Annotated in this window: 2 protein-coding genes; one reads left to right on the plus strand and one right to left on the minus strand. The window is 41.3% G+C overall.

Annotated features, from left to right (window positions below; all coding sequences use genetic code 11):
• A partial coding sequence (locus A3735_RS29845; RefSeq protein WP_156499893.1) for a hypothetical protein occupies window positions 1-233 on the minus strand: 233 nt, incomplete at its 3' end.
• A 241-nt stretch (window positions 234-474) separates the two neighbouring features.
• Here A3735_RS29845 and A3735_RS24520 point away from each other — a divergent pair.
• On the plus strand, window positions 475-929 hold a 455-nt coding region (locus A3735_RS24520; RefSeq protein ID WP_231882641.1), incomplete at its 3' end, for a toprim domain-containing protein.

A 929-nucleotide genomic window follows, 5' to 3' on the forward strand; every position in this document is an offset into this window, starting at 1 on the left:
GCTTTTAAGGCGTTCACTGCTAAAGATTGAACTTGGGTGATCAGTACGTAGCTTTCATCAATTTTTAATAAAAGTGAGGTGTAGCTTAATAGCTCATCAGCTTGTTGCCTTAGTTTGTTAATGCGAAGCTTGCGCTTTTTCATTGCTTGTTGGCGGCTATAACTTATGCCACTGGCAACCATTGAGATAACAATGATGGAGGCTATCAAAGATATTATAAGTGTACTATTCATGTGGACTATGTTTCAGGCTTTATTCCCTTTAAGTGTAGCAAAGGCTTTAAAAATGCTAGCTAGTTTGTTCAAAAATCAGAAAAAAACATTGCAATGACTTGACCCTTTAGCTACAAATCAATATATATGTCGCCTTATATATTCAACTTATTCTCACGTTTGTTCTTTTTAGGGTATGTTTTGCTGAAAAAATATACAGCTAGATTGCAGCGTATGAGCAACCACTTTAGTTTGGAGTTTTATGGGTAAGTCCCTCGTTATTGTCGAGTCACCAGCAAAAGCTAAGACAATTAATAAATACCTCGGTTCTGATTACATCGTAAAGTCCAGTGTGGGGCATATTCGTGATTTGCCTACCTCGGGGGGGGGTTCTACCAGTACCCCTCAAGAGCGTGCTAAACAGGCTGCTGCTACACGTAAGATGAGCCCGGAAGAAAAAGCGGTTCATAAAGCGCGTAAAGCCAAGGAACAGCTAATTGCCCGTATGGGGATCGACCCGGAAAATGACTGGGAAGCACGCTATGAAGTGCTGCCTGGTAAAGAAAAGGTTGTTACCGAACTCAAGAAGCTCGCTAAGAATGCCGATCAAATCTTTCTCGCAACCGATTTGGATAGAGAGGGAGAAGCCATTGCTTGGCACTTAAAAGAAGCAATTGGTGGCGATGATGAACGCTATAAGCGCGTTGTCTTTAATGA

The organism is Oleiphilus sp. HI0061, assembly GCF_001635675.1.